Source organism: Maribacter arcticus, assembly GCF_900167935.1.
Classification (GTDB): domain Bacteria; phylum Bacteroidota; class Bacteroidia; order Flavobacteriales; family Flavobacteriaceae; genus Maribacter; species Maribacter arcticus.
Genome location: NZ_FUYL01000009.1, coordinates 125,933 through 148,120 on the forward strand (window position 1 = coordinate 125,933; position 22,188 = coordinate 148,120).

22 protein-coding genes are annotated in these 22,188 nt (G+C 35.2%); 2 read left to right on the forward strand and 20 right to left on the reverse strand.

Annotation, left to right across the window (positions count from 1 at the left end; genetic code table 11):
- Nucleotides 1-595: 595 nt before the first annotated feature.
- From B5X55_RS19315 to rsgA, 11 genes are all read right to left on the reverse strand, one after another.
- The gene (locus B5X55_RS19315) at nt 596-847 is read right to left on the reverse strand and encodes a transposase (protein ID WP_079513304.1); all 252 of its coding nucleotides are present in this window, start codon (nt 845-847) and stop codon (nt 596-598) included.
- A 313-nt stretch (nt 848-1,160) separates the two neighbouring features.
- Nucleotides 1,161-2,234, reverse strand: a complete 1,074-nt coding sequence (locus B5X55_RS14260; protein ID WP_079513305.1) for a porin family protein — start codon at nt 2,232-2,234, stop codon at nt 1,161-1,163.
- Between the two features lie 115 nt (nt 2,235-2,349).
- Nucleotides 2,350-3,099: a hypothetical protein gene (locus B5X55_RS14265; protein ID WP_079513306.1), complete on the reverse strand. Its 750-nt coding sequence runs from the start codon at nt 3,097-3,099 to the stop codon at nt 2,350-2,352.
- On the reverse strand, nt 3,086-3,649 hold the full coding sequence (locus B5X55_RS14270) for an RNA polymerase sigma factor (protein WP_079513307.1): 564 nt from the start codon (nt 3,647-3,649) through the stop codon (nt 3,086-3,088). The genes B5X55_RS14265 and B5X55_RS14270 overlap by 14 nt, the downstream gene beginning before the upstream one ends.
- A gap of 149 nt (nt 3,650-3,798) precedes the next feature.
- The gene (locus B5X55_RS14275; RefSeq protein ID WP_079513308.1) at nt 3,799-4,776 is read right to left on the reverse strand and encodes a polyprenyl synthetase family protein; all 978 of its coding nucleotides are present in this window, start codon (nt 4,774-4,776) and stop codon (nt 3,799-3,801) included.
- A gap of 168 nt (nt 4,777-4,944) precedes the next feature.
- A complete protein-coding gene (rlmN, locus tag B5X55_RS14280) occupies nt 4,945-5,988 on the reverse strand; it encodes a dual-specificity RNA methyltransferase RlmN (protein WP_079513309.1) in 1,044 nt (347 codons plus the stop codon).
- A 98-nt stretch (nt 5,989-6,086) separates the two neighbouring features.
- Nucleotides 6,087-7,136, reverse strand: a complete 1,050-nt coding sequence (gene queA / locus B5X55_RS14285) for a tRNA preQ1(34) S-adenosylmethionine ribosyltransferase-isomerase QueA (protein ID WP_079513310.1) — start codon at nt 7,134-7,136, stop codon at nt 6,087-6,089.
- 79 nt (nt 7,137-7,215) lie between these two features.
- Entirely contained in the window at nt 7,216-8,445 is a 1,230-nt protein-coding gene (locus B5X55_RS14290) for a 3-phosphoshikimate 1-carboxyvinyltransferase (RefSeq protein WP_079513311.1), read from the reverse strand.
- Nucleotides 8,446-8,482: 37 nt separating this feature from the next.
- On the reverse strand, nt 8,483-8,809 hold the full coding sequence (locus B5X55_RS14295) for a nucleotide pyrophosphohydrolase (protein ID WP_079513312.1): 327 nt from the start codon (nt 8,807-8,809) through the stop codon (nt 8,483-8,485).
- The gene (gene dtd / locus B5X55_RS14300; RefSeq protein ID WP_079513313.1) at nt 8,809-9,261 is read right to left on the reverse strand and encodes a D-aminoacyl-tRNA deacylase; all 453 of its coding nucleotides are present in this window, start codon (nt 9,259-9,261) and stop codon (nt 8,809-8,811) included. Before dtd ends, B5X55_RS14295 begins: the two co-directional genes overlap by 1 nt.
- Complete coding sequence (gene rsgA, locus B5X55_RS14305) at nt 9,258-10,211, reverse strand: ribosome small subunit-dependent GTPase A (protein WP_079513314.1); 954 nt, start codon at nt 10,209-10,211, stop codon at nt 9,258-9,260. Before rsgA ends, dtd begins: the two co-directional genes overlap by 4 nt.
- A gap of 100 nt (nt 10,212-10,311) precedes the next feature.
- Here rsgA and B5X55_RS14310 point away from each other — a divergent pair, with 100 nt between their 5' ends.
- Together B5X55_RS14310 and B5X55_RS14315 are read left to right on the forward strand one after the other, a co-directional pair.
- A complete protein-coding gene (locus B5X55_RS14310; RefSeq protein ID WP_079513315.1) occupies nt 10,312-11,124 on the forward strand; it encodes a hypothetical protein in 813 nt (270 codons plus the stop codon).
- Between the two features lie 188 nt (nt 11,125-11,312).
- Nucleotides 11,313-11,753, forward strand: a complete 441-nt coding sequence (locus B5X55_RS14315) for a hypothetical protein (protein ID WP_079513316.1) — start codon at nt 11,313-11,315, stop codon at nt 11,751-11,753.
- Nucleotides 11,754-11,815: 62 nt separating this feature from the next.
- On the opposite strand, the gene B5X55_RS14320 is transcribed toward B5X55_RS14315, so the two are convergent.
- The 9 genes from B5X55_RS14320 to B5X55_RS14360 form a co-directional block, all read right to left on the reverse strand.
- Nucleotides 11,816-13,906, reverse strand: coding sequence for a DUF5723 family protein (locus tag B5X55_RS14320; RefSeq protein ID WP_079513317.1), 2,091 nt, complete (start codon nt 13,904-13,906; stop codon nt 11,816-11,818).
- Nucleotides 13,907-14,063: 157 nt separating this feature from the next.
- On the reverse strand, nt 14,064-15,146 hold the full coding sequence (locus B5X55_RS14325; RefSeq protein ID WP_079513318.1) for a bifunctional 3-deoxy-7-phosphoheptulonate synthase/chorismate mutase type II: 1,083 nt from the start codon (nt 15,144-15,146) through the stop codon (nt 14,064-14,066).
- 10 nt (nt 15,147-15,156) lie between these two features.
- Complete coding sequence (locus tag B5X55_RS14330; RefSeq protein ID WP_079513319.1) at nt 15,157-16,017, reverse strand: prephenate dehydrogenase; 861 nt, start codon at nt 16,015-16,017, stop codon at nt 15,157-15,159.
- Between the two features lie 4 nt (nt 16,018-16,021).
- Nucleotides 16,022-17,167 (reverse strand): pyridoxal phosphate-dependent aminotransferase, encoded by a 1,146-nt coding sequence (locus B5X55_RS14335; protein WP_079513320.1) that lies wholly within the window; start codon nt 17,165-17,167, stop codon nt 16,022-16,024.
- On the reverse strand, nt 17,164-17,991 hold the full coding sequence (locus tag B5X55_RS14340; protein WP_079513321.1) for a prephenate dehydratase: 828 nt from the start codon (nt 17,989-17,991) through the stop codon (nt 17,164-17,166). The genes B5X55_RS14335 and B5X55_RS14340 overlap by 4 nt, the downstream gene beginning before the upstream one ends.
- Before the next feature lie 271 nt (nt 17,992-18,262).
- Entirely contained in the window at nt 18,263-18,760 is a 498-nt protein-coding gene (locus B5X55_RS14345; RefSeq protein ID WP_079513322.1) for a hypothetical protein, read from the reverse strand.
- 67 nt (nt 18,761-18,827) lie between these two features.
- On the reverse strand, nt 18,828-20,150 hold the full coding sequence (locus B5X55_RS14350) for a hypothetical protein (protein WP_079513323.1): 1,323 nt from the start codon (nt 20,148-20,150) through the stop codon (nt 18,828-18,830).
- Nucleotides 20,151-20,223: 73 nt separating this feature from the next.
- Nucleotides 20,224-21,357 carry a serine hydrolase domain-containing protein gene (locus B5X55_RS14355; RefSeq protein WP_079513324.1) on the reverse strand — a complete coding sequence of 378 codons (1,134 nt, stop codon included), beginning with the start codon at nt 21,355-21,357 and terminating at the stop codon, nt 20,224-20,226.
- Nucleotides 21,354-22,187, reverse strand: coding sequence for a head GIN domain-containing protein (locus B5X55_RS14360; RefSeq protein WP_079513325.1), 834 nt, complete (start codon nt 22,185-22,187; stop codon nt 21,354-21,356). Before B5X55_RS14360 ends, B5X55_RS14355 begins: the two co-directional genes overlap by 4 nt.
- Between the last annotated feature and the right edge of the window lies 1 nt (nt 22,188).

Sequence of the window (22,188 nt, forward strand, 5' to 3'; positions counted from 1 at the left end):
ATATAAAATATTCTTAACCATAGGGGAAAGTTTCCTTTTTTCCTAAGTGTACCGAAACTGATATATAGAAATGAAAATGCAACTTCAATCCACAATCTGTAAAAGACGTGAGACGAATTAGAAGACAATTCTAAATGTTACTTAAAGTAATTTTCAATCATATAAACTCAGTTTGGTTTCAACTATAACCAAGCAGATATTCATAGGGATTTGGGGTATAAATCTCTATTAAAAAGTACAAAAAATGGTGGGGGGGGGGGGGGGGGGGGGGGGGGGGGGGGGGGGGGGGGGGGGGGGGGGGGGGGGGGGGGGGGGGGGGGGGGGGGGGGGGGGGGGGGGGGGGGAACTTAAAATATTTTTATTTTTAGGCTAATCTGTAGGAAAATTAGAAAAAAATATTAAACACTTTTAATTACTCCAATTTTTGATTCTTATAATTATTGAAGTTCATTTTTAAATTGGACAACACGCATATAACTACCAATAATTTCGACTAAGCGCTGCTTTTTTCGGTTAATTGACCGATTTTTTAGGAGATTATCTTAGTTTTCTATTCTTAGGTAAAACTTTAAACTCCTTTTTCTTTCTTTCTTTACTACAATATGCTCTTTTCATCACTATAGCTACTCCTAACTTTGTAGTAAAATACCTCGCCAAACGAGCCTCCGCCTAATACCATACTAACTTCAAGGGCATGAAAGAATATCTCGATGGCGGCTATATTTTTCAATATCCTTACGATTTTCTTAAAACTGTTAATGGTAACACTCCTAATCAAAAAATGTAAATGGTCCTTGTGAGTTTCTCTTTTCAAAAACTGAATTTTATAATTGTATTGGATATCCAAACATGTTCAGAACAATATCCTAACTACAAAATTTACTGGAACAAACTAAATGATAAAACAGTAGCGAAACCCTATGGCTCCTATGCTTATTAGCACTTGAACTTAAGTAAAATATTGCTGTTTTTCTATATGCAAAAGTAAGTCTTGGGGCGATTATTATTCTAAAATAAAGAAGCTTTCTAAAAAGCCCATTCAAATCTGAATTCAATAATACTCGAGAAGAACATACTAGTAAGGTTCAAAGCATCTTGACTTAGCTCGATGTGGCCTATGGTTATAAATAGACCATTTTTTATATCAAATATTCCGCGAATTACAAATCGAATCGAAGTCCTAAAGAGACATTACGCTGATTCACAGCTGCATTTTTAAAAATAGGGTTCAAATCATACTTCACATACAGAAGAACTCCGTCAACGCCAGCATAGGCACTTAAACCATACACTAAATCATTGGTGTTATAACCACGCTTTAATTTATCGTTGACGTTGTCTCCATTACGATCATACTTCAATTTTTGTCGTGTACCCATATTAAAACCAGCGTAGCCACCTAATCCTAATCTAAACTGATTTCGTAATGAATAGCGCATGGTTTCTTCAGTAGTTTTCAATTTTGATGGTCCGAATTCAAAATGCATTGGAAACACAAGATTATCCATACGAAATTTTGATTTATTCAAATCAAACTCAAATTCTTGTAATTCGGTCTGACCATTGTCAAGCGCAACAAAGTATTGATTATCCTTAGGTTTCAATCCGTTAAATTGGAATGAAAATCCATAATTCAACCTCACAAAATTTGAATTTTTAAATAGTCGCCTACGCCATTGCCATCCCATTTCAAAAAATCGACTTCCTCCTATTTTATATGGTGAATCATTAAGAGATTTCCCCTCTACAATGGCATTATTTAACCCCACTGCCATTACAAAATCTGAATAGGTTCTTCTATCATAAACGATTTCCCTTTTCCAATTATTTGTTTTGAATAAAATTGCAGGTTTGCCATTAATATCAACCCCTAAACGAATACCTTGTCCCGTAAGCGTATCTAACTCCATTAACACCAGCATTTTACCCTGGTTACGCTCTAATAAATTTATTTGATTATCAACAATAGCAATTCTGTTCTCTATATTTAACGCCCTTTTCTCAGCTGCTTTTTGTTTTAACAAATTAGCTTCTTCTTCAGTTAGGTTGCCATCTTGTAGGCGCTGATTAATATTCTCAACTTCGTACTTTAAAGCTTCCTTTTCTTGTTGGGTTATTTTAGCTTTTTGCTCCTTTAATATTTCAATTTTGTTTTCATACTCCTCTTGAGCAGATAAATTTTGAATCATAAGTAGGGTTACTAAACCCAATAAATACATTGTAATTGTTCTCATTTCGATTTTGATTTATGACACCTTGTTTAACCTCAGCATCAGTTGATGAATAAAACTCCAGTCCCTGTCCCCATAGTAATTTATAGCGATGAAGGATAAAACGATTTTTGTTTGATTAATTATTGCGGTCAGCGACAGCCGTTCGCACTTTGATAAAACTGGCTTTTAATGAGTTAAATATTTGGTCTCGGAAGGATTGATCAAGTTCACCCTCAACCTCTGTCAACAAAGCCAAAGCATCGACAGATTTATCTGTTTTAAAAATTTTCTCCTGTAATATTTCTTGTTGCGCCCTTTTCAATAACGAATCTACTTCTGCATCAGTCACAGTACTATATTGTTCTAAGACATCAAGTTGAGCAACGATACCCGCCACTTTTGTGTTTATAATATCATCAGAAATTTCTAATTCATCACCTTTCTTTTCAAGCACTATATGCTCTAAAGAAGCAACTTCAATCTCATCTTCAACAGTTATGATTTCTTTATTTTTTATTGACTCTTGCTTCATAGCTACACCACTATTAATTTTCTCAACATCATTTTTTACTACTACTTCTGGCTCTTTCTCTAAAAATGATGCGGACTCAGTACTTTTTTTCTCTTCTAATGCTTCTTTTTTATCAGTTTCAACAACTTCGAACTGAATCTCATTTACATCATCGCTACCGTTGAAGTAGAATAGTGCAATACCTATTAAAACCATAACACTGGCCGCAATACCCATCCATAAATACACAGGTTTCTTTTTTGAGGTATCTGAATTTAATTCAGATGAAATTTTTTCCCAAGCATTCTTTGACGGTTGAATTTCTCGATCCTTAAACTGGGACTTTATATGTTTTTCAAATTTATCGGTTTCCATACCCTATAATATTTTGTTGCCTTAATTGATCTTGTAACAATCTTCGGGCTTTTAATAATTGTGTTTTTGAAGTACTTTCTGAGATAGAAAGCATTTCTGCTATTTCTTGATGCTTATACCCTTCTACGGTATACAAAACAAAAACCATTTTATACCCTTGCGGTAACGCATCTATCAGTTGCTGTATATGTTCTGTATCTAAATCGGTACTTTGAGAGATTTCTTCTGATTGGTTTTTTTCGTAAATCTCATCGTCATACACTACAAATTGTTGCTTTCTTAAATAAGAGATACTTTCTCGAATCATAATTCTTCTTAACCAGCCTTCAAAGCTACCTTCGAACTTAAATGTTTCAAGTTTAGTGAACATTTTCAAAAAGCCTTGAACCATTACATCTTCGGCGAAATGAACATCTTTGATGTATTGTCTACAGACACCCAACATTTTTGGAGCATGCTTTTTATACAAACGCTCTTGAGCATCTCTATTACCTGAGATTGCCCTTTTAATGAGCTGCTTTTCGTTTTTATAAAATGGAATTATTTTCAAAATAATGGTTTGGTCTTCTATTATACTAGACGCAGAAGTAGTTACAATAGTTGCCTGAATATAAATAAATTTTAAAATTTATTTTCAAACCGCTGTATATCAGCTCTCTAAAATGAATTAAAAATTAAAATATAAGGTTATGGTCGAGATTACTTCTTACGGTCAACCACATAATTCACCATCAACTCTAGAGCGCTTTTATAATCTGATTCTGGATAGGCACTAAGAATCTTTAAGGCTTCATCTCTATAGTGTAGCATTTTACTAACCGCATAATCCAATCCGCCTTTTTCTTTGACAAAAGAAATAACTTCTTTTACCCGCTGTTTATCTTTGTTGTGATTTTTAATGGAATTGATAACCCAGTTTTTCTCCTTCTTAGTACAATGATTAAGGGCATATATTAAAGGGAGTGTCATTTTTTGCTCCTTAATATCAATTCCTGTAGGTTTTCCTATTTTCTGAGCACCATAGTCGAAAAGATCATCTTTGATTTGAAAGGCCATACCGCAAAGCTCTCCGAATTTTCGAAAAGTTTCCACATCAACACTTTCCGGTTTTACCGAACAAGCACCTAGCGAACAACAGGCAGCAATAAGTGTAGCTGTTTTTTGGCGGATGATTTCGTAGTAGATGTCTTCCGTAATATCTAGTCGTCTTGCCTTTTCTATTTGAAGCAACTCACCCTCACTCATTTCACGTACGGCTACCGATATGATTTTTAACAAATCAAAATCATTATTATCAATCGATAACAAAAGTCCTTTAGACAATAAATAATCACCCACTAAAACAGCAATCTTATTTTTCCAAAGTGCATTTATAGAGAAGAAACCCCTGCGTTTGTTACTTTCATCAACAACATCGTCATGAACTAAAGTAGCGGTGTGGATTAACTCAATTACTGAAGCTCCTCGATACGTTCGTTCATTAACCTCGCCATTATTCAATAATTTGGCGGTGAGAAATACGAACATGGGGCGCATTTGCTTCCCTTTTCTATTGACTATATAATGGGTAATTCTATTAAGTAACGCAACCTTAGATGACATTGAATCCCTAAACTTGGACTCAAACAACTCCATTTCCTGGTAGACAGGTTCCTTTATTTGTGATACTATTTTCAGGTGTTCTTTCTTAGAATCTCAAAATTAGCGAAAAGCATGCAGTTAACAGTACTCAGCAGGCAGTTATCGTTTATTGGTCGATTACTTCGGCTACGCTCAATAAAGGGTTTGATTGTAATTAAGAAAAATATGATTTTGAAAAAAGCGATTGTGATTACTTGCTTCTATTTAAGATTTATTCGCCAGCTGACCACAGGCAGCATCAATATCCTTACCACGAGAACGACGGACAGTGACTACAATGTTGTTTTTTTCTAACGTACTTACGTAACGATCTATAGCTGCATTTGATGCTTGTTTGAACTCACCATCATCTATAGGGTTATACTCTATCAAATTCACCTTAGAAGGTGCAAATCTGCAGAAAGCTACCAAAGCGTCTACATCTTTTTGGGCATCATTGATTCCTTCCCAAACAACATACTCATAGGTAATTCTACTTTTAGTCTTTTCATACCAGTACTGCAATGATTCTCGTAAATCACTTAAAGTAAACTTGGCATTAAACGGCATAATAGAAGTACGAATTTCATCTATTGCAGAGTGAAGTGAAACAGCCAGCTTAAACTTAACTTCATCATCGGCCATTTTCTTAATCAACTTAGGCACACCTGATGTTGATACCGTGATACGTTTTGGCGACATACCTAACCCATCTGGAGATGTTATTTTATCTATCGCTTTCAACACATTATTGTAGTTCATTAAAGGCTCTCCCATGCCCATAAACACAATGTTACTTAATGGTCGGTCAAAATAAAGACGACTTTCATTGTCAATGACCACTACCTGATCATAAATTTCATCAGGATTTAGATTTCGCATTCTTTTTAACCTAGAAGTAGCACAGAATCTACAATCTAAACTACAACCCACTTGACTAGATACACACGCCGTAGTTCTTGATTTTGTGGGAATCAGTACTGATTCTACAATTAAATCGTCATGCAAACGTACCGCATTTTTAATAGTACCGTCTGAACTGCGTTGCATTTGGTCTACCTTGATATGATTGATAACAAAATTAGCCTCTAGCATATCCCGAGTTTCTTTTGATAGATTTGTCATCACATCAAAAGAATAGGCCGCCTTTTGCCAAAGCCATTCGTAAACTTGGTTTCCGCGAAAGGCCTTATCCCCATTGGAAACGAAAAAATCCCTAAGCTGCTCACGCGTTAGTGCTCGGATATCTTTTTTCTTTATCTCTTCCATAGTTTTAAAGGTAGTTATTAAAATAAATCCCGCTTTCTAAATAGTTAGATAAAGCGGGATTCAATATTATTTCCTTAAGTATAAGGAATGACTCGTACTTATATAATTAACATGGCATCACCATAAGAATAGAACTTATAGTTTTCCAAAATAGCTTCTTTGTAAGCTTTGTTCATTAAATCATGACCCATAAATGCAGATACCATCATCAATAATGTTGATTTAGGTAAATGGAAATTGGTTATCATGGCATTGGCAAGGCTAAAATCATACGGAGGGAAAATGAATTTATTTGTCCAACCTTCAAAGGTATTCAATGTATGTTTTGAAGAAACTGCACTTTCTAAACCACGCATAGCAGTGGTACCTACTGCACAAATACGACGTTTTTTCAACTTCGCATTGTTTACAATATGTGTAGCTTTTTCATCAATAAACAGTTCTTCACTGTCCATTTTATGCTTAGAAAGATCTTCAACTTCTACTGGATTAAAAGTACCAAGACCAACATGCAATGTTAATTCTGCAAAGTCGATTCCCTTAATTTCCAATCTCTTTAATAAGTGTTTAGAAAAGTGTAAACCAGCAGTAGGGGCAGCAACCGCACCTTCATGCTTAGCATAAATAGTTTGATAGCGTGATTCATCTTCAGCTTCAACTTCTCTTTTTATATACTTTGGCAAAGGTGTTTCACCTAATTCCCTAAGTTTTCTTCTAAAATCAACATATGCACCATCATATAAAAAACGTAAAGTTCTTCCTCTTGATGTTGTATTATCAATAACCTCAGCAACTAGAGTTTCATCATCGCCAAAATATAGTTTATTACCAATACGTATTTTACGTGCTGGATCTACAAGAACATCCCATAAGCGTTGCTCTTCGTTCAATTCTCGTAAAAGAAAAACTTCGATACGTGCACCGGTTTTTTCTTTGTTACCATATAAACGGGCTGGGAATACTTTTGTATTGTTCAGAACCATGACATCGCCTTCCTCAAAATAATCGATCATGTCTTTGAACATCTTATGCTCAATCTTTCCAGTATCTCTATGGATTACCATTAATTTGGACTCATCTCTATTTTCAGAAGGATGCTCTGCCAATAATTCTTTTGGAAGCTCAAAACTAAAATTTGATAATTTCATGTAGCTGATTTTGTTAATGTAGCAAATTGCGGCTGCAAAGATACAATCTGCAGATAGGCCTTGTCAAGTAAAACGCTAATTATAATTCTCTTATGGTAAAATGAAGCTGTTTAAGGTCATTCCAAAAATCTGGATATGACTTAGAAACCACCTCTGCATTGTTCACAAAAAGAGTGGTGCGCATTGCCAACGGAGCGAATGCCATAGCCATTCTATGATCATTATAGGTGTCAATGGAAACATCAGCAGTAATTGCTTTGGTCGGCAAAAGAGTAAGTGTTTTATCGGTTACCGAAATAGATGCCCCTAATTTTGAAAGTTCGGTATCCAATGCCTCTAATCGGTCGGTTTCCTTAATTTTTAAAGTATGCAATCCTGTTAAATGACAACCAACACCTAAACCAAAACAGGTAACTGCAATGGTTTGGGCAATATCTGGCGCATTAGCCAAATCGAACTCATTTTCTGTGGAAACTTTTTTATCTGTCTTCTTTAAAGTGATTATATTTTCTCCGAAAGTAGTTTCAACACCAAAAGAGGTATAAATTTTAGCTAGCACACTATCACCTTGAAGGCTTTCTTTTTTATATGCGGATAAGGTTATTTCGGTGCCTGGGTCTGAAAGTGCGCATATGCTATAGAAATAGGAAGCAGAACTCCAATCAGATTCTACAACAAGTGTGCTAGACGCAACTTTATCTTGAGATGAAACTTTGATTCTATTGCCTTCAAATGAAGTTTTCACGCCTATCTCTTCAAGCAATGCCAATGTCATTTTTATGTAAGGTACTGATGTAATTTTACCAACCAACTCTAATTCTAATCCGTTTTCTAGACTTGGTGCAATCAGTAATAAAGACGAAATATATTGACTACTTACATTAGCAGGCAAACTAACTTTATCCTTAACAATACGCTTCCCTTTAATTTTTATAGGCGGATACCCTTCATCTTGCACATAAGAGATATCTGCGCCCAACGATTTTAAAGCATCGACTAAAATTTCAATGGGTCTTTCGGTCATTCTTTTTGACCCTGTAAGCACAACTTCCTTCCCTTCTTGTGAAGCAAAATACCCTGTCAAGAAACGCATCGCAGTACCTGCATGATGTATATCTACGGTGCCTTCCGTAATTTTCAACCCTTGCTCCATCACCTGAGCATCATCTGAATTCGATAAGTTCTCTATGCTAATCGCTGGATACAACGCAGCCAATAGCAGACTACGGTTAGATTCACTTTTAGAACCCGTTATAGTAATAGTTTCGTTTAGATGTTTATCTGATGGACCAGTTAAGTGAAGTTTCAAAGCGTATAGAATTAAAAATAGAACGCCAAATATACGGCTATTTCAACTTTTTATTGCTGTGGTGGCGGTCATGATCACGCTTTGTTTTTAAATCTAACTTTTTATCAAAAGCTTGTTGTAAATCGATACCTGTTTGGTTCGCCAAACACAACACTACGAATAGTACATCGGCCAATTCTTCACCTAAATCTTTATTCTTATCAGATTCTTTTTCACTTTGCTCTCCGTAGCGTCTAGCAATAATACGGGCAACCTCGCCCACCTCTTCGGTCAATTGTGCCATATTCGTTAATTCGTTGAAATAACGAACGCCATGTTCCTTTATCCAATCATCTACGGCTACTTGTGCATTTTCAATGTTCATTATTCTTTGTTTTTTGTATCAATAACTATAGTCACCGGACCATCATTCAACAACTCTACTTTCATATCTGCACCAAATATACCAGTACCTACCTTTTTACCAAGTTTCAACTCTAAAGCCTTTACAAAAGCTTCATAGATTGGCACAGCTGTTTCTGGTTTAGCAGCATTTATATACGAGGGTCTATTTCCTTTCTTAGTAGACGCATGCAGTGTAAATTGACTCACAACAATTACATCGCCATTACTTTCAAGAAGTGAGTTATTCATTACACCTTGGTCATCATTAAAAATACGTAGGTTTACTATTTTATTTGATAACCAGTCAATATCCTCTTGTGAATCTAAATTTTCAATACCTACAAGAATAAGTAACCCAGACTCTATAGCGCTAATTTGCTTTTCATCTACTGTAACACTAGCCTTGGTAACACGTTGTATAACTACCCTCATTTTTTCTCATCATGTATATCAACCCTATAATTCTCATCTTCGCCTTTTACCATTTGCAAATAACTTTGATATCTACTCCATGCTATATCGCCAGATTCTAGGGCATCTTTTACAGCACATTTAGGTTCATCTATGTGTATGCAATTATTGAACTTACAGTGCTGCTTTAATTTAAAAAATTCAGGAAAATAATTTCCTATTTCCTCTTTCTCCATATCTACAATACCGAAACCTTTAATACCTGGGGTATCTATGATACGTGCATCAAAACTTAAATCGAACATTTCGGCAAAGGTGGTAGTATGCTGGCCTTGTAGATGCTGTTCTGATATTTTTTTTGTCTTAATATCTAAAGTAGGTTCTATTGCATTAACCAATGTCGATTTGCCTACACCTGAATGACCAGAAAACATGGAAGTTTTCCCTATCATCATCTCTTTTACCGTATCTACATTTTTTCCTGTAACCGCAGAAATACCGATACAGGTATACCCAATATTTCGATATAGCGCCGCTAAAAATTTAATTTCGTCAGTTTCCTCGGGAGTATACGTATCTACTTTATTAAAAAGAAGTACTGCGGGAATTTCATAAGCTTCTGCCGTAATTAAAAATCGGTCTATAAAAACAGGATAGGTTGGTGGATTATTCAATGTAACCAACAAAAAAACCTGATCAAGATTAGCCGCTATAATATGCGTCTGTTTTGAAAGGTTTACCGACTTACGTATAATATAATTTTTACGTTTTTCAATTTCATGAATTATCCCAATAGTATCATCTCCAATAGTTTCCACCTCAAAGTGAACTCGGTCACCCACTGCCACTGGGTTCGTGCTTTTTATACCTTTTATTCTAAATTTCCCCTTAATCTTACAGTTATAGAAATCACCATTATTTGATTTAACCGTGTACCAACTACCTGTAGATTTGTATACAATTCCTACCATTTATGCAAAATACCTTCCATTTATACAAAGTAACTGCTTTCAATACAAAAAATACTATAAATTTGAATTACAACGTAGAACATTAACCAATAACTTGAAAATGAAAACGATTAAAAAACTATTCTTATTTACGGTATTTGCGATTACCACTATCGGCTTCGCACAAGAAACAATCACGAACGAATCTGTAGTACAGATGGTAGAGTTAGGTTTCGACGATTATATGATCATCGATAAAATAAACACCTCTGATGTAAAATTCGATGCTTCTATTTCTGCTTTAGGTGAAATGAAAAATGCAGGTGTTTCTTCTGAAATTTTGTCCTTAATTATGGAGAAATCTAAACAGAACACAAAATCTAAAACGGGAATTTATTTTACTGATGCTAGTGGAGAAGACAAATTGGTTCAACCAAGTGTATTTTCTGGAGCAAATTCAAATGCTGTAGCACAAAAATTAGTTTCTGGTTTAATAAACTCAAAACAAAAAGCACAACTACCAAAAACTCAATCGAATAATATCATACGTCAAAGTCAGCCTGAGTTTACTTTTATTTTTGACCCAAGTGTTACTGAAGTTGACAATATGCAAAACAACCAAGGTAGTGATTCTGGTATTTTTAACTGGTGGTTTAGAATGGCTAGTAACCCGAACGAATTTGTTTTGGTAAAACTTACTGTAAAAGAAAAGAAAAACCTTAGAGAAGTTATTACAGGAAAAGAAAGCTGGATTACTAGCAGTAGCGGCATTGACCCAAAATATGCTTTGAACTTTGCAATTGAAGAAATTGAAGGTAACAAGTTTAAGGTTACTCCTGATTCTTTAGAGCCAGGTGAATATTGCTTTATCTACCAAGGACAAGTACCACAAGGAAGAGATAATCAATCTGTATTTGATTTCTCTATTCAATAAAAAATACACTTCTTATAAAAAACCCGATGTAAATACATCGGGTTTTTTTATTTCTTAAGCTCATTTTTGCTTAGTCACAAATTGATACATTATTATATTTCAGACTATTTTATACAATTTAACATGTTTTGAAGTGTTAGTATTTTATAATCATCTAAAAGATGACCAATTATTAAAAAACCAAAATCATGAAAAAAAGCATTTTTAGTATTTTATTAATTTTTAGTGGCGCACTAAGTTTAAGTGCACAGGAGTTTAAAGTAATTACTAGCGTTGAATCTATAGTATCCAGCGGATTAGGTCGCTCTAGAATTATAGATGGTAATGAGGAAAAGGACTATGCAGAATTTACCTCTACCCAAACCGAAGATGACAATACCCGTAACAAATCGAAAAGAGACGAGATTAGGGTAAAAGACTTTGATGAAACTAAGTTGTTGAATTTCTTTAATATTGGTGGTATCCGTTTTCAAAATATTGCCGCTAATGATGCCATAATCACCTCTAAAATCAACGCAATGGTAGCAGATGGTTGGGAACTAGCCTTTGTAACCAGTGCTGTAGAAAGTGATGGCGGTAAAGGTGATTCTTCTGGTATATTTATTACCCGATATATTTTTAAGAGATAAAAAACAAAATAAAAAAAAGCCCGGTCAATAGACCGGGCTTTTTTTATTAAGATTGTTTCAATTTACTTCACCAAGTTGATTTCTACACGTCTATTTTTCTGTCTTCCATCTTTATACATATTTGTAGCAATAGGCTTGCTCTCTCCATAACCTACCGCTTTAAGACGGGCGGGTGCAATACCTCCATCAATTAAAAACTTCAATACAGACTGAGCTCTGTTTTCTGATAATTTCTGATTGGTTTGAACAGAACCTATACTATCGGTATGACCTTCAATTGTAAAGTTTGCATTTGGGTACTCATTCAATATGCTAATAATATCAACTAACACCGGAGTAGATTCATCTTTTATAGTTGACTTACCCGTAGTAAATAAAATGGTACGTGCATATTCATTCAATGATTTTTGAACCTCAGCAGTCATTTCGGGTTCTGGGCAACCGTTATTAGCAACCGTTCCCATTTCGTTAGGGCATTCATCATCTTTATCAAGAACTGAATCACCATCACTATCTGGCCAAGGACATCCGTTGTTCTCAACTGGTCCCGCTTCATTAATACATTCATCTTCATTATCCATTAAAGAATCTCCATCGGTATCAATCCAAGGGCAACCACCATTTTCAACTGGACCGGCTTCATCAACACAATCATCTTCATTATCTAAAACCGTATCACCATCTGTATCTCCCCAAGGGCAGCCATTATTTTCAATAGGTCCGAAATCTTTAGGACAACTATCTTCTTTATTCGGAATTCCATCTCCATCAGAATCTTTTGGCTGGCTGTAATAAACAGGTATTTTTAAACCTGCATAAATATCTGCGCCTTTAATCTCGCTTCTCGTTAATGTAGAAATTAGCGACCCTGAACCTATATAAAGTGGCCCTGCTCTTAAACCTGCTCCTATTTGCATTCCGCTATATTGATAGCTACTTACTGGCAAGTAAAAACTAAACCACTTACTCTCAAAACGAGGCGTTAACGAGATTACATTAGCAGTTCTCATTACATTTTCACCTGCAGAGCGCATTGACAAATCTGTATTCAAATTCAAATAAAAATGATTCTTAATATTCCAATCTGCATTAAAATGAAGCGCTGTTGGTAAACCAGCTTTAATATCTTCAGTTGCCTGCGTAAACGTATATAAGTTTTGCAAATCATCAGAATCTTCGATATTGTCATAATCATCTTGGGTAATCGTATTATTGATATTGTAGCTATCAATTAAACCACCTTTATAATTTACCGATCCAACATCTGTAAGAGACAACCCTAGCTTAAGCTTGTACTTATTCTTATCCTTCATGACGGTTTTTACGCCATCAGTACCAGTAACTACATAATCGGCATAATCAGGCCTCCATTCATAAACAAAGCCTAAATCGACTCCAAAACCCTTAGCATCAGGTACTTCGTAATCGTAATTATCGCTATCATAACCATCTGCACGACCATAAGACAAATCGCCTGTTGATTCTAATGTACCGATTGTTGAACTATCAGGTAATGTAGCGCCACTGGCATCATAATTAATAGTCACATTTCTACCAGTAACATATGCGTTTCCGAATCCTTTTAGATATTTCAAAGAAAGACCGCCTTTTAAAAAGTGTTGTTCTTTATTCATTAACTCTTGGGCATAGGTAAACCCTACTTCAGCCCAACCATTACCAGCCGCATAGAAATCACCTTCATCTACTAAAAAATCTTGACTTTCATCTATACTATCATCAAGGTCATCAATACTTTTACCATTAAATTCATTACCCGAAATAACCGTTCTTGCTCTAGTAAATATGGCAATTGAAGATTTTTTACCCACATTAAACATAAATGAAGGACCTAAAACATCTACTGTTCCTGAAAAATTATTATTGTTTGATAGCGACAATTTTGCATCTGTATCATATTCAAAATTACTTGATGTTAAATCTGAAAACCCTACACCTAAGTAATCATTTGCAAAAAAAGCACTTGCGCCTATTAAATTGATATCGGTTTTAAAACGTGAATCGGCAATATTTGCCGGGTTGGCAATTACACCATTAACACCACTATAATTGTCAGTCAAATACCCTATATAAGATTGTGCTTTTGCTGGTAAGGATACTATCAGCATAATCGTAATAAGTAAATATTTTTTCATACTCTAAAGTTTGATTATTTATCGGTTTATTATAGCCCTAACGACTGACTTTTCTTCATATTGTAATTTTGTGTAATTTTTCCTACTTTATAGTATTTAAGCAAAAAAAAACATCCGTGTGTCACGGATGTTTTTTTATCTAAAAGTTAAGCAGAACTTACCCGTTCACTATTTTCTCTTGATGGCGAATAGACTCTTGGTGAATCGCTTTAAACATACGAAGAACAAATTCTTCACTAAGTCCTTTGGTTTCCCCTTCTAAAATCATTGCTCCTAAAATCTCGTTCCACCGTGTACTCTGTAAAACAGCAACATTCTTCTCTTTCTTAAGAGCGCCAATTGCATCTGAAGTTTTCATACGCTTACCTAAAGTCTCAAGTAATTGATTATCGAAAATATCAATATTCGCTCTTAAGTTGTTCAATTTAGCCTTGTATTCCGTTTCAGTGTTATCCTCTTTACGTATTTTCAAATCTTTCATGATTTGCACCAATACAGATGGTGTCACCTGCTGTGCAGCATCACTCCAAGCATTGTCTGGATCATGATGAGTTTCAATCATTAAACCATCAAAATTAAGGTCCAAAGCAGTTTGCGATACATCAAAGATCATATCTCTATTCCCTGTAATATGAGAAGGATCATTAATGATAGGTAAATCTGGAAATTTAGTCTGCAAATCAATTGGCATTTGCCATTCTGGAATATTTCTATATTTAGTTTTCTCATACGTTGAGAAACCTCTATGAATTACCCCTAAATTTTTTATATCTGCAGTAGCCAAACGTTCAACAGCTCCTAGCCATAAAGCTAAATCTGGATTCACAGGATTCTTTACCAACACAATTTTATCAGTTCCTTTTAATGCATCTGCAATTTCTTGAACGATAAACGGACTAACAGTTGATCTTGCACCAATCCATAATAAATCGATATCGTGCTCTAAAGCCAATTCTACATGTGCACGGTTTGCAACCTCCGTCGCAGTTTTCATGCCAGTTTCTGCTTTAACTTTTTGAAGCCATTTAAGGCCCAATGCGCCTACACCTTCAAAATTTCCTGGGCGAGTACGTGGTTTCCAAATACCTGCTCTGTAATAATTTACATCGGTATCTTTTAGGGAGTGTGCTATTCCTAACACTTGCTCCTCTGTTTCCGCACTACATGGCCCTGCTATTACTAGTGGATGGTCTAGTTTTAAATCATCCAACCATGTTCTCATTTGTTTTGAATTTTCCATTTTAATTATTCTATTTCTTGTTTAACGGTATTCCTTTTAATATTCCTTTTATCTTATTGGTATTGTTCATTTCATTGTAAATGCCTTCGTAATCATCTTGTAACAACAACTCTTTAAATGCTGTTAGATTTTGAATATACTCATCTAATGTCTCGACCACATTCTCCTTATTTTGTTTGAAAATTGGAGTCCACATTGCCGGCGAACTTTTTGCCAAACGAACCGTGCTTTCGAATCCACTGCCCGCCATATCAAAAATATCACGTTCGTTTTTCTCTTTCTCAATTACTGTCTTACCCAACATAAAAGCACTTATGTGCGATAAATGAGAGACGTATGCGATATGCTTGTCATGCGCTTCAGGGTTCATATAGCGAATACGCATACCTATCGCTTGAAAAATTTGCAAAGCTTTTTCTTGTAACTTAAAGGCAGTCAGCTCAACTTCACAAATAATATTCGTCTTATCTCTGAACAGATCATTTATCGCTGCCGACGGACCAGAAAATTCTGTTCCTGATATTGGGTGGCATGCTAGAAAATTTCTTCTCTTCGGATGGCTCTCCAACGTTTTACAAATTAAAGCTTTCGTTGACCCCACATCAAATACAACACAATCTTCAGGTACGGCATCCAATATTTTTGGAATCTCGGTCACCATCACATCTACAGGGATACTTACAATCACCATATCTGCCAATTGTAAATCTTGATAGGTCGCTTTCTTATCGATAATTCCTAATTCTTTGGCTTCTGCCAAATGTGTGTCATTAGAATCTATACCATACACGGTAACATCTTCTTGCGTAGACTTTATGTCTTTCGCTAAAGAACCTCCAATTAAACCTATACCGATTACAAATACATTCATTAAACTAAAATCTTGCGATTGCTTCTTTAATTTTATCCTCAGTAATACATAGTGAAAAGCGGATATACCCTTCGCCATTACTACCAAAAATGGTTCCTGGTGTTATGAACAAATCCTTTTTATATAATATCTGATCTATAAATGCTTCGGATGCCACACTACCTTCAGGTAATTTTGCCCAAACAAACAAGCCAACAGCATCTCTATCATAAGAACAGCCAAGCGTATCTGCCAATTGAAAAATCAATTCTCTACGTGCACTATATACCTTGTTCAATTCAACGAACCAGTCATCACTGCTCTCCAATGCCGCTATTGCTCCTTTCTGAATGCCGTAAAACATACCCGAATCCATATTACTCTTGACCTTTAAAATAGCATTGATATGTTCTTCGCTTCCTAGAACAAAACCTACACGCCAACCAGCCATGTTAAAGGTTTTGCTTAATGAATTCAATTCTAAACAAACATCTTTAGCATTAGGTATGCTTAAAATACTTGCTGGGTCTGTATTCAGCACAAAACTATATGGATTGTCATTTACCAACAGAATAGTATGCTTTTTTGCAAAGGCTACAATTTTCACAAATTGTTCTCTAGTTGCGGTAGCACCTGTTGGCATATGTGGGTAACTCAACCACATAATTTTGACTTTAGACAAATCTTGCTCCTCCAACACCTCTAAATCTGGAAACCAACCATTCTCTTCTGTAAGGTCGTAATATGTTGGGACAGCCCCTACCAAATTAGTTACCGATGTATATGTCGGGTACCCAGGATTCGGAATCAACACCTCATCACCTGCATTTAAAAATGCAAGACTAATGTGCATAATACCCTCTTTAGACCCCATTAATGGGAGAATTTCAGTGGCAGGATCTGCAGTTACGTCAAATCTCTTGTTATAAAAACTTGCTATAGCCTCTCTTAATTGAGGTAAGCCTTGGTAGCTTTGATACTGATGTGCACCAGCTTCAAACACAGAATTCTGTATCGCTTTCAATACATGTTCTGAAGGAGTCAAATCTGGACTCCCGATCCCCATATTAATGATAGGTTTACCTTGCGCCATTAAACCGCGCACCTCTCTTAATTTCTTAGAGAAGTAATATTCCTGAACAGTCTTAAGTCTATCAGCGGTCTGTATCATCCTCTCACATTTTTATATTCACCCAAAACCTTAAAATCTTCTGCCATGATGTTCAATAGACTTTTTGCCTTTGTAAAATCTGCAAAATCGTTAAAAGTTACATCCACAAAAAAGGCATATTTCCAAGGTGTTTCTATAACTGGCAATGATTGTATTTTCGTTAAATTTAATCTGCAATCGCTCATAACATTAAGCACAGCAGCTAAACTGCCCCTTTTATGGTCGGTAATAAAACGAATGGAAGCCTTCGTAATTTCGGCCTCTGGCAACGCATCGTTTTTTGTTTGTACAATGATAAAACGGGTTGCATTATTTTTAATAGTCTGTATGTCATTTGCTACGATGTCCAAACCATATAATTCTGCCGCAACTTTTGGTGCAATGGCTGCTACATGCGCTAATTTTTGTTCTTGAATACGTTTTGCCGTTTCAGCAGTATCGACATCTTCTACCAATTTAATATGCGGATATTGTCTAAAATATTCCTTGCATTGCAATAATGCCATAGGGTGTGAACTCACTTCAGAAATATCTGAAATTTTTTGCCCTTTCAGCACCATCAAATTATGATGAATGTTTAAGTAATATTCCCCTATAATATGTAAGTCGTTATGGTTGACAAGAGCATAATTTGGGATAATTGATCCGGCAATCGAATTCTCTATAGCCATCACCCCTTGATCCGCTTCTTTCGATAATAATTTATCAACCAACTCATCGAACGAAAGGCATTCGACAAGCTCTATATCATCTCCATAACAATCTTTTGCTACTTGGTGATGGTTGGAACCTTTAATTCCCTGTATGGCTATTTTTAAACTCACTTTTACTCAATTAATTTCAAAAAAAAAGTTCCGACATATATCGGAACTTAATTCTATTTTATTTTTAAAATATGCTAGAACAGTCCCGTACCTCTCTTAAAAAAGAAGTAGAAATAAAAACCTGTCCAGAAATATTGTTTTGTCATTGCTCTTGTAAACTTTGGCTAAAGTAGTAATTATATTTAAAAATGGTTGTTTTAGCTATTATTTTTTTGAAAAATTCAATTTCTGTTTCAAATATTGAAGCTTTTGTGTTAAATACCTAAAATTATCACCACTTGATTGCCAAACCAAACCCCGATCCATTAGCAACCGGTTCTAACCTAAATGTTGTTTTTTTATCGAACTGTTTATTATAAGATAGGATTGCTCGTTTTCTAGATTTATTGGCACTATTCAAAAAAATAGCTCCAATTATACCAGCACCCAAACTACCCGCTAATGGTCCTATTGCATTTTTAGCTTTGTCACGGTTCGATAAATTAGGGTCATCGTTAATTAATTCTGATATACCCCAAATACCGACTGCAAATTGACCAAGTAAAGCGACGCCAGCCACCACTTCCTTGGTGTCTGCTTTTTTCCAGTGCATATATACTTCCTCGTTTTTGGAGAAAAGGTCTTTAACATCCTTTTTGGTTATTTTTTGATCATCTTGATAATATTCCATACCCCACATGCTTGCAAAAGACGTAATCTCTTGCGCCATGCTATTCGCAATTACGACTACAAACAGGACCAAAAAGAGTTTCACTTTTAAATATTTCATAGTTTTAATTTTTATCTAAAGTAGAAAATAAATCAAAAATTACTATTAAAAATAATCTCGCATAAATCTATTGAGAAATACCTGAACTCGGTTGAAAATAAAACGGAATAGACCAATTATACTCTCGAACATCTCCTAAGGTTTTGGTTACTTCAATTGTATTTTTCCCTTTTTGCAATAGCTCCTTATCGATAAAACCAACCATACCAAATTGCTCTGAAGTCTGATGATTCTTCTTAAGAAAATTGATATTTACAATAGCACCATTCAACTTGACTGTATGGTATTTGTGGTAGCGTTCTAAATAAAATTTACGAGCAAGAATCTTATTTTTTACCATCTGTTGTTGTTTATCATCAACATATTCTCCACAGGCATTATCTTGATAATTACGCTCATTATTAAAAATGGGAATAAATAATTTAACTGTCTTACCTTCTATAATATCGGACTGAATTTGTGGTGTGACCAAAAAGAAATTGTCTGGATTTTGGTCATAATAATAGCTTAAATGCATTTGATCCGCATAGTGGACATCCTGTTTAATCAAATAGAAAATATTAGTGTCATTCACTTTAACAACTGCTACACACATTCCTGAAACAAAAAACAATAAAACCAAATACACCAATGACTTCTTTTTCTTAAAGTTTGAACCAAAAACCATTGAAACCTGCAACAAATACTTGTATAACGGACCATAAGTTACCATTGACACCCATTTCACTACCTTAAACAACCAAGTCTGAATAACAACATTATTCTTAAACTGCTTTAAATTTCCAATAATACCGAAGATGGTTTGGAATACTAATAATACACCAATTAATACCGCAGGTGCTAAAAGTATATACGTATTCACATATTCTGACAACAAATTATAAATCAGCATATAAATACTTAGTGTAAGCGCTAAATAAGAATATATCAGTAATATGGTGAAAGCAGCAGAAAATATGACACTACACAGCTCATCTACTTTTTGAATTGTTTCTTCTTGTTTAGGTAATATCCCTAATATTTTTTCAGTGTAGATTTTAGAATAGGCACTATCCTCTACTCCATATTCCGGAAAAACTGAATTAAGACCTACTAACCCAATCCAATAGGCTCGTAAAAAAAAGTGAATAACAAACATTGAAACCAATATACTAACGGCCAATAGCCCCATAAAGACTATGAAATATCCATATTTATATTGCTCTACTGGCAAAAGTTCAATGTACCTGTTCGTAATCCATTCTACCAGACCGAATAATTGAAACGTACCGAATATGGCAATGGCGGAGACCAATAATTCTGCTTCCCAGCTTTCGTCTTTTAACCGCTGAAGCCATTTTATGGTTTTTTTATTTTCTAAAACTTGGGAGGTCTCTGTTGGTTGACTCATAGGGTATTCAAAATCTCAATAGTTGGTGAGACTAATATACCCTTTCTTTAAAACTTAAAAAATAATTAAATCACTAAGCATCAACCTCGTTAAAAAAACAAGTGATAACAGCATCTAACTCCGGCTGAATTTTAGGGTCCGTGCAGTTAATCAGAATTGAAAAAACTAGCTGTTCTTCTGGATATACAAAGAAATTAGAATAGCCTCCTACTCCGTTACCTACATGTCCATAAAATTTTCTTCCTTTAGTATCTTCACTAACCTGCCAACCCAAACCATAGTATGTCGGTTTACCGTTAACTTCTTGAGAAGTTAAAAATTGATCAAGGAATTCTGCTTTAACCTCAATTCTCTTTTCTAAATATGCTTGTCCGAATTTGGCAATATCTTTTGATGTGGAAAGGTATCCGCCACCTGCTAGTTTGTAAAAGTTATCTACAGGAATTGCTTTTCTAAAACCTGCCAAACATTTGGTGTAAAAGGTAGCAACGTTTTTAGTCGCTTTGATTTCTGTAATCTCTTTCACCTTAGTACCATCATACCTTCGACTGCCCTCAGGATGACACTTTGGAATACATGTATTTATCATACCCAAAGGATTCAATACTTTTTCCTGAACATATTCCTCAAAAGGAATACCGCTTGCTTCTTGCATTGCTGCTGAAATCATCACCCAATCAAAACTATTATACAAGTATCCTTTACCCGGTTCAAATAACAAAGGGTCATTTTTAAAAACGGTTAAACTATCTTTTATACTATACGGCTCATTCAATCCGTATTCTTTTCCTTTATAGGCTCGAATACCCGCAGTATGACTTGCTAATTGTCGTATTGTAAAATCCCAACGTTTTTTAGGGAAATCAGGAACATAGGTGTAGAAAGACTCATTAATATCAATTAATCCATCTTGCACCATATGTGCTAATGCCGTTGCAGCAATAGGTTTGGAAACACTAGCTATTCTAAAGATAGATTTTCGTGGATCTATGAACTGTTTTTGCTCTGTATCGGCATAACCAAACCCTTTTTGAAAAATGGTCTCTCCTTCTTTTAGAACGGTAATTGCTAAACCTGGAAACTTATTTTTTGCATACATCTCTTGTAAAAGCGAATCTGCTTTTACCAAACCCATCAATTCAAGATTTTCGCCTAAAACTCGTTTAGCAGCAAATACATTTTTTAAATATCTAAGTATGGGATTCATTCCACAAAAATAAGCCTGCCATTATACAATTCTTGAACGTCGATCTCAGCAGGTCTGTTATAACTTAAAACATCGCCTGTACCTCGAAGCACACCCGAAATTTTTAATTGCGGATTAATAAGTACATCGTTCGAGCCTCTATGATTAATATTTACATTTTGGGCTACCAACTCTTCAGCCTCGATTCTAGAATCTCCGGCTGCAATGTTGATATTCAAATTTTCTACATTTCCCCTTAAGTTGAAATAGGCAATTCCATTGACTGTAATACTTAAAGATGTAATATCTAAATCTAAATTAAACTCCCCATCTGTAGTCTCTGCTTCAGGATTCGAAAAACTTTCAGATAGTAAGTTTAAACGATCAAAGCTTAAAACGCCATCGCTACGAATAGGAAAACCTGTACTACTGCGTATTTCTGTCAAATTTGGTGTTGTCACAAAGACTATTGTTGTGCCGTAAGCTCGTACATAATTACAATCGTTCGTATCCGTAAGCAGTAAACGGCCATCTTCAACGACGGCATCAACTTCAACTCGCAAATTTTCACCGGTTTCAATTTCTACCTTTTGTGTATCTCCTTGCTTTATTACTAAGGTTACATTTTCAAAAACAGTAATCTTTTCAAACTCCTGTACCTCAACTTCATTCCTTATAATTTCTCCAGTATCTTGAAAACAATCCGCTGCATTTTCAGAGTCGCAGGAATTGAAGGATATACTTAAGAATAGAATAGTAAACAAAACAAAAAGGTATCTACTGCGCCTTCCGACCTTCAAGACTGACTCGATTTGACAAGTTACAATAGTATGAATTCTAATTTCTGACATC